This window comes from Rhodoferax sp. RT5P35 (genome assembly GCF_056521385.1).
The window spans coordinates 1-1006 of the sequence record NZ_JBWMAX010000398.1; the positions used below are offsets into that span (position 1 = coordinate 1).

The window sequence follows — 1006 nt, forward strand, 5'->3', positions numbered from 1 at the left end:
CGGGGTGATATACGTGAAATAATGCTCTATCGCCCTATTGATGGGCGTGAGTAGCTATCTATTGGATAGCAACTGGGGGCCGGGTAGTGTCGTGCTTTCCCGTTCCAGTGTGAACACCCGTGGCTGGAAGCCAAAATCCCGTGCCGCCTCGCTGTGGTCAAACACCATGTCACGGTTCATGCGCTCGGCCATGGCCGTCGTCCAATGGCGGTAGCGCGGCAGGCAGCGCAACAGCGAAACCGCCAGCTTGAACATCCACAACGGTATACCCAGTATGCGCGTCACCCGCCCCTGGGCGGCAAAAATACGGCCCACCATGCTGCGGTAGGGCAGGGGTTCGCCCCCCGAGATGTTGTATGCCCGGTTGGCGGCGGCGGGCGAATGCAAGGCTGCCACGCATGCACCGGCCACATCGGCGGCGTGGATGGGTTGACGTAATCCCTGGGCCTTGCCCAGTACCGGGAAAAACCCGAAGCGCCCAATGAAACGGGCAATTTCAGAGACGTTTTTGTCCTGCCCGGGTTGGTAAATCAGGGTAGGGCGCAGTATCACCCATTCGATTCCGCGGCTTTCGGCCCAGGTTTGCAGCTTGCTTTCGGCATCGGCCAAGCGCTCGGCAATGGCTTGCTCGTGCGGGTCGGAAGACGTATCTTTGGTGAACCGGCTGGTGGATGAAAGCACCACAATCCGCCGAGCCCCCCGAGCCTCTAGCCAGGAAAAATGGGCAGGCAAGGCCCAGATGGGCGCGATGCAAATCCAATCGGAAATCGTTGCGCCACAGGGTGATGCAAGTGCTGGCGAAGACGGAATCTGCTGCCAGTCCACGCCTTGACCACTAATTTGCAAGGCCTTGCGCGAAAAGGCGCTGACATGCACCTTGGCTTGCACCAATTGCGACAAAACACATGCGCCGACCATGCTGCTGGCACCTAATACGCCGATGGAGCGAGGTAAGGGCGGCGCTGGGCTATCCACGGACCAGTCCCAGTGCCTGTCCGGCCCGTTT

The 1006-nt window shown here is 60.0% G+C and carries 1 protein-coding gene; it reads right to left on the reverse strand.

Going from position 1 to position 1006, the window contains the following annotated elements; genetic code table 11:
* Positions 1–54: 54 nt before the first annotated feature.
* Positions 55–1006 (reverse strand): NAD-dependent epimerase/dehydratase family protein (locus AC097L_RS26620; protein ID WP_479589688.1); only part of this gene is annotated, 952 nt, incomplete at its 5' end.